We start from the raw sequence: 7,375 nt of genomic DNA, 5'->3' as shown, positions 1-7,375 counted from the left end.
GGGGGGGCCCGGGTTTTTTGTGGTCGCGCGCGCGTCGGTGGGGGGGGGGCCCGCCCGGCCGGGGGGGGGGGGGGGGCGGGGCCCCCCCCCCCCCGCCCGCCCCCCCCCCCCCCGGGGGGGGGGGGGGGGGGGCGGCCCCCCCCCCCCGCCTCCAGTCCGTCATCCGCTACTTCTTCAGGACCCGCACCAGCTTGCGCAGGACGGTTCCGGTCACCCAGATGACGGGCACGCTCACCGCGAGGAGCGAGATCAGGTTCGGCTCGAACTCGAGGTCCTTGCCGGGGCGGCGCACGTAGGCGCCGATCGGGACGGAGACGGCTCCGCCGCCACCGCCGCCGTTCTCGTCGCCGTCGCCGCCACCGCCGAACCCGAACCAGCCGAGGGACACCGGGATGAGGGTCTGGTCGCCGACCTCGACCGGCTCCCCGTAGTTGGTGGACACGCCCACGGGGCGCACCTTCTCTGCGATCTGCGTGACGATGTTGGCCATGCGCGCGAGGCTACTCGTCCGTTCCTCCACAGGCGGCGGCGCGCCGGAACCATCCACGGCTGGGGCTTGTCTGCGGACGCGGACGGGTCCCGCCGATATGTTGGCGCAACCCACACCTGGAGGACCGTTTGCACACCTGGCCCGGCAACCCGTACCCGCTCGGGGCGACCTACGACGGGAGCGGCACGAACTTCGCGCTCTTCAGTGAGGTCGCCGAGCGCGTCGAACTCTGTCTCTTCGACGACGACGGCGAGGGCGGCACCACCGAACTCTGCATCGACCTCGTCGAGGTCGATGCGTACGTGTGGCACGCGTACCTCCCGAACGTCGGCCCCGGACAGCAGTACGGCTTCCGCGTGCACGGCGAGTACGACCCCGCGACGGGGTCGCGCGCGAACCCGCACAAGCTGCTGCTCGACCCGTACGCGAAGGCGACGAGCGGGGACATCGACTGGGACCAGTCCCTGTTCTCGTACACGTTCGGCGACCCCGACTCGACGAACGACGAGGACTCGGCGTCCCACATGATGAAGGGCGTCGTCATCAACCCGTTCTTCGACTGGCAGGGCGACCGCGCACCGCGGACCCCCTACGGCGAGACGGTGATCTACGAGGCGCACGTCAAGGGCCTCACCGAGACCCACCCCGACGTGCCCGAGGAACAGCGCGGCACCTACGCCGGCGTCTCGCACCCGGCCGTCATCGAGCACCTCAAGCGACTCGGTGTCACGACGCTCGAGCTCATGCCCGTGCACCAGTTCGTGAACGACTCGACCCTGCAGGACAAGGGGCTGTCGAACTACTGGGGCTACAACACCATCGGGTTCTTCGCGCCGCACTCCCACTACTCGTCGTCCGGCGACCAGGGACAGCAGGTGCAGGAGTTCAAGACGATGGTGCGCGAGCTGCACCGCGCGGGCATCGAGGTCGTCCTCGACGTCGTCTACAACCACACCGCGGAGGGCAACCACCTCGGTCCGACGCTGTCGTTCCGCGGCATCGACAACGCGGCCTACTACCGCCTGGTCGACGACGACAAGCGCTACTACATGGACTACACGGGCACGGGGAACTCGCTCAACGTCGGGCACCCGCACTCGCTGCAGCTCATCATGGACTCGCTGCGGTACTGGGTGACCGAGATGCACGTCGACGGCTTCCGCTTCGACCTCGCGTCGGCGCTCGCCCGCGAGTTCTACGAGGTCGACCGGCTGTCGGCGTTCTTCGAGCTCGTGCAGCAGGACCCGATCGTCTCGCAGGTGAAGCTCATCGCCGAGCCGTGGGACGTCGGCCCCGGCGGCTACCAGGTCGGCAACTTCCCGCCGCAGTGGTCGGAGTGGAACGGCAAGTACCGCGACACCGTCCGTGACTTCTGGCGCGGCGAGTCCTCGACGCTCGGCGAGTTCGCCTCGCGGATCTCCGGTTCGGCGGACCTCTACGAGCACGACGGCCGCACGCCCAAGGCGAGCATCAACTTCATCACCGCGCACGACGGCTTCACGCTGTACGACCTCGTCGCCTACAACGACAAGCACAACGAGGCCAACGGCGAGGACAACAACGACGGCGAGAGCCACAACCGTTCCTGGAACTCCGGTGCCGAGGGACCGACCGACGACGAGGCCGTGAACGCCCTGCGGCTGCAGCGTCGACGGAACTTCCTCGCGACGCTCCTGCTCAGCCAGGGCGTGCCGATGATCGCGCACGGCGACGAGCTCGGCCGCTCGCAGTCGGGCAACAACAACGTCTACGCGCAGGACTCCGAGCTGAGCTGGATCGACTGGGAGACCGCCGACGACGACCTCGTGCAGTTCACCGCCGACGTCGTCAAGCTGCGGCACGACCACCCGACGTTCCGCCGCACCCGGTACTTCAACGGTCGCCCGGTCCGCCGCGGCGAGGGCGAACCGCTGCCCGACGTCGTGTGGCTCACCCCGTCCGGCGAAGCAATGGAACCCGAGGACTGGGACTCCGGCTTCGGCAAGAGCGTCGGCATGTACCTGAACGGCAACGGGATCCGCGGGCGTGACGTCCGCGGTGACCGGGTCACCGACGTCGCGTTCATCACGTACTTCAACGCGCACGACGACACCGTCACGTTCACGCTGCCGCCGGAGGAGTACTCGCCCGGCTGGACCGTCCGGATCGACACCGCAGAGCCGGGTGCACGCGACGAGGTCATCGAGGCCGGCACGCCGCTCGACGTCCCCGCACGGTCGATGATCGTGCTCCGCGCCGAACCCGACCACGAGGTCACGGTGACGTCCGTCGACACGGACTCCTCGCGCCCGGCCACGGTCGCGCCGCAGGACGCCGTGACGCCGGCGAACCCCGCGGGGGCGACGGCTCCGTCCGACACCAGCGGCGGTCAGCAGTGACCGCGCGGCGGGTCCCGGCCTCGACGTACCGGCTGCAGGTCACACCGGACTTCGACCTCGCCGCCGCGACGGACGTCGTCGACTACGTGCGGGACCTCGGGGCGGACTGGCTGTACCTGTCGCCGGTGCTCCAGGCGGAGCCCGGATCGCAGCACGGCTACGACGTCGTGGACCACGCTCACGTCGACACGGAGCGCGGTGGCGACGCCGCGCTCCGTGCGCTCGCGGACGCCGCGCACGCCGCCGGGCTCGGCGTCCTGATCGACGTCGTGCCGAACCACGTGGGCGTCGCGACGCCCGAGGCGAACCCGTGGTGGTGGTCCCTGCTCGAACTCGGGCAGGGCTCCCCCGTGGCCTGGGCGTTCGACGTCGACTGGGCCGCCGGCGACGGCAAGCTCCGGGTCCCGGTGCTCGACGACCGGCTGCTCGACGGAGTCGAACTCCGCGACGGCCGCCTGTACCTCGGCGACACCGCCTACCCGACCGCGCCGGACACCGTGCACGACGGCGACTCCGTGGCGGACGTCCACGCTCGCCAGCACTACGAGTTCGTGCACTGGAAGCGTGCCGACCACGAGCTGAACTACCGCCGGTTCTTCGCGGTGAACACCCTGGCGGCGATCCGCGTCGAGGAGCCCGAGGTCTTCGCGGCGTCGCACGACACGATCGGCGGGTGGTTCCGTGACGGGATCGCCGACGGTCTCCGGATCGACCACCCGGACGGCCTGTACGACCCGGCCGGGTACCTGCAGGACCTCGCCGGGCTGACCGGTGGGGCGTACACGCTCGTCGAGAAGATCCTCGAACCGGGCGAACAGCTGCCCTCGTCGTGGCCCGTCGACGGCACGACCGGGTACGACGCGCTCGGCGTGCTCGACCGGGTGTTCATCGACCCGGCCGGTGAACCGGCACTCACCGCGGCGTCCGGTGCCGAGCCGTCCGACTGGCAGCAGCTGACGCACGACACCCGCCGTGGCATCGCCGACGGGATCCTCGGCAGCGAGGTCGAACGCCTCGCTCGGTTGCTCGCCCCGGTCGCCCCGGACGTCGACCACGCGTCGATCGTCGACGCCGTGGCCGAGGTCGTGGCGTCCTTCGACGTCTACCGCACCTACCTGCCCGAGGGTGCCCACCACCTCATCGACGCCCTCGAGCGTGCTGCGTCGAACCGCCCGGAACTCGATCCCGTGATCGACCGCATCGCGCCGGCACTCGTCGACCCGACGAACGCCGCGGCGATCCGCCTCCAGCAGACCAGCGGCATGGTGATGGCGAAGGGCGTGGAGGACACCGCGTTCTACCGGACCTCGCGGTTGACGTCGCTGAGCGAGGTCGGCGGCGACCCGAGCGTGTTCTCGGTCTCCGTCGAGCACTTCCACCAGGCACAGCGCGACCGCCTCGGCAGCTGGCCGCACACCATGACCACGCTGACCACGCACGACACCAAGCGCAGCGAGGACACCCGTGCCCGTATCGCCGTCCTGGCGGAGCTCGGCACGGAGTGGGCGAGCACCCTCGACCGGCTGCGGTCGCTCGCGCCCCTCGACGACGCCGTGCTGGCCGACCTGCTCTGGCAGGCGATCATCGGCGCGCGTCCGGCGAGCCGGGAGCGCCTGCACGCCTACGCAGAGAAGGCCTCGCGCGAGGCCGGCGACAGCACCACGTGGACCGAACCGGACGAGGACTTCGAGCGCCGGATGCACGCGCTCGTCGACGCCGCCTTCGACGACCCCGCCGTGGTCGCGGTGCTCGACGCCCTCGACGAGCGGATCGACGCCGCCGGATGGTCGAACGGCCTCGGGCAGAAGCTCGTCCAGCTCACGGCGCCCGGCGTCCCCGACGTCTACCAGGGCACCGAGTCCTGGGACCGCTCGCTCGTCGACCCGGACAACCGACGCCCGGTGGACTACACCGAGCGCCGGCACGTCCTGGCGGAACTCGACGGACCGGACGACGACGGCCCCGAGCAGTTGCCGGCCATCGGCATCGACGGGGCGGCGAAGCTCCTCGTGACGAGCCGCGCGCTCCGACTCCGCCGCGACCACCCGGAGCTGTTCACCCGGTACCTGGCACTCGAGGCCACGGGCAGCGCGGCGGACCACGTGCTCGCGTTCGACCGCGGTGGCGCCGTGACGATCGCGACACGCCTGCCGATCGGCCTCGAACGGGTCGGTGGCTGGGGCGACACCCTCGTGCACGCCGTGCCGCTGGACCGCGTGGACCTGCTCACGGGTCGGAGCGTCCCGGCAGGTCGGGGCATCGCGCTCGCCGACCTCCTGACGGACTACCCCGTCGCACTGCTCGTGCCGGCACACGTCGTCGAGCCGACCGACCACGGCACGGCCGCCTCGACCTCAGCGGACGGCAGCACGACGACCGCCACGACGCCGGTCACCGAGTCCGACGCGCAGGCCGACATCGACATCCTGGAGGGCCACGCATGACCGCACCCGACCGCTACGCCGTCTGGGCCCCGACCCCGGAGCGCGTGCGCCTGGTCGTCGACGGCACCGAGTACCCGCTGACCCGCGGGGACGACGACTGGTGGACGACCGACGCGATCATCCCCGTCGTCGGTGCCCGCTACGGCTTCCGTCTCGGCGACGACGACGCCGTCCGGCCCGACCCGCGCAGCCGGTACCAGCCCGAGGGCGTCCACGGACCGTCCGAGGTCGTCGACCCCGCGCGGTTCTCGTGGACCGACGAGGCCTGGACCGGGCGTCCGGCGCGCGGGGGCGTCATCTACGAGATGCACGTCGGCACCTACACCCCCGAAGGAACGCTCGACGCCGCCGCCGCCAAGCTCGACCACCTCGTCGAGCTCGGCGTGGAGTTCGTCGAGCTCCTCCCCGTCAACGGTGTGAACGGCGAGTGGAACTGGGGGTACGACGGTGTCGCGTGGTTCGCGGTGCACGCGCCCTACGGCGGCCCGGACGCCTACGACCGGTTCGTCGACCGGGCGCACGCGCTGGGCCTCGGCGTGATCCAGGACGTCGTCTACAACCACCTCGGCCCGAGCGGCAACTACCTGCCGCTCTACGGCCCGTACCTGCTGCAGGGACTCGGCAACACGTGGGGCGACTCCGTGAACGTCGAGCACCCCGAGGTCCGCCGCTACGTGCTGGACAACGTGCGGATGTGGTTCCGAGACCACCACGTCGACGGGCTCCGACTCGACGCGGTGCACGCGATCCGGGACACCACCCGACCGCACGTGCTGCGGGCGATGGCGTCCGAGACCGACGCGTACTCGGCCTTCGTCGGGCGGCCGTTGTCGCTCGTCGCGGAGTCGGACCTCAACGACCCGGTCATGTTCCGCCCGCAAGAGGCCTCGGGCTACGGCCTCGCCGGACAGTGGTCGGACGACTTCCACCACGCGGTGCACGTGGCCCTCACCGGCGAGACGAACGGCTACTACGCCGACTTCGCCCCGTTGTCGGCGCTGGCGAAGGTCCTCGACCACGGGTTCTTCCACGACGGCACCTGGTCGTCGTTCCGGCGCAAGCGGCACGGTCGACCGATCGACCGAGGGACCTCCCCCACGACGGCGCTCGTCGTGGCGAACCAGAACCACGACCAGATCGGCAACCGCGCCGCCGGCGACCGCCTCGCCGCGACCGTCAGCGACGAGGGGCTCGTGATCGCCGCGGCCCTGACCCTGCTCGGGCCGTTCACGCCGATGCTCTTCATGGGCGAGGAGTTCGCCGCCTCGACGCCGTGGCAGTTCTTCACGTCGCACCCGGAGCCCGAGCTCGGCAAGGCGACGGCCGAGGGACGCATCCGGGAGTTCGCGGAGCACGGGTGGGACGAGTCCGCCGTGCCGGACCCGCAAGACCCGTCGACGTTCACGAACTCGAAGCTCGACTGGGCCGACGTCGACTCCGACCGAGGGGCGAGGATCCTCCGCGCCTACCGGGTGCTCGTCGCGCTGCGCCGCACGGACCAGGCGTTCGTCGACCCGCGGTACGAGGCGAACGCCGTCCGGTTCAGCGAGGACCGCCGCTGGCTCGTGCTCACGCGGGGGTTGCTCGGGCCGGACGTCCGACCGGTGCACGTCGTGGTGAACTTCCTCGACGACGCCGCCGAGGTGCCGGTCCCCGGAGCCACCGGCGAGGAGCTCTACCGCTTCGGCGAGGCCGAGGTCGCGACGGACTGCGTCCGCTTCACCGGCCGAGGTGTGGTCGTCCTGCGCTGACCAGCGCACACCGAACGGTCCGTGGCATGTCCGCCGCGGGCCGTTCGTCTGTCCGTCCCCGGCCGCGAAAGCGACAGGTTCCCGCCGCGATCCTCCGGGAATCTGTCGCGCTGCCGCCAGGAAGGCCACGCGGATCCGCACGGAGTCGCTTTCGCGGCACCACCGTCGGCGGACGCCGCGACCACGTACGGGAGGGGGGGGGGCCGCGGGGCCCCCCCCCCCCCCCCCGGGGGTGGGGGCCCGCCCGGCGGGCGCCGGGGGGGGGGCCGCCGGGGCCGGGGGGGCCCCCCGGGGGGGCCCCCCGGGGGGGGT

General features: G+C 71.7%; 4 protein-coding genes. 3 read left to right on the top strand and 1 reads right to left on the bottom strand.

Features of this window, described 5'->3' with window-relative positions:
- Window positions 1–166 precede the first annotated feature (166 nt).
- Window positions 167–490 carry a hypothetical protein gene (locus ABIC61_RS18540; protein WP_079238514.1) on the bottom strand — a complete coding sequence of 108 codons (324 nt, stop codon included), beginning with the start codon at window positions 488–490 and terminating at the stop codon, window positions 167–169.
- 128 nt (window positions 491–618) lie between these two features.
- On the opposite strand from ABIC61_RS18540, the gene glgX reads away from it, so the two are divergent.
- From glgX to treZ, 3 genes are read left to right on the top strand one after another with little or no spacing between them, the layout of a single operon-like run.
- On the top strand, window positions 619–2,868 hold the full coding sequence (gene glgX, locus ABIC61_RS18535) for a glycogen debranching protein GlgX (protein ID WP_354031084.1): 2,250 nt from the start codon (window positions 619–621) through the stop codon (window positions 2,866–2,868).
- On the top strand, window positions 2,865–5,312 hold the full coding sequence (gene treY / locus ABIC61_RS18530; RefSeq protein ID WP_354031083.1) for a malto-oligosyltrehalose synthase: 2,448 nt from the start codon (window positions 2,865–2,867) through the stop codon (window positions 5,310–5,312). Before glgX ends, treY begins: the two co-directional genes overlap by 4 nt.
- Window positions 5,309–7,063 carry a malto-oligosyltrehalose trehalohydrolase gene (gene treZ, locus ABIC61_RS18525; protein WP_354031082.1) on the top strand — a complete coding sequence of 585 codons (1,755 nt, stop codon included), beginning with the start codon at window positions 5,309–5,311 and terminating at the stop codon, window positions 7,061–7,063. Before treY ends, treZ begins: the two co-directional genes overlap by 4 nt.
- Window positions 7,064–7,375: the final 312 nt, after the last annotated feature.

It is taken from the genome of Curtobacterium sp. 1544, from assembly GCF_040544915.1.
Classification (GTDB): domain Bacteria; phylum Actinomycetota; class Actinomycetes; order Actinomycetales; family Microbacteriaceae; genus Curtobacterium; species Curtobacterium pusillum_C.
This window is presented reverse-complemented; position numbering and strand designations above follow the sequence as displayed.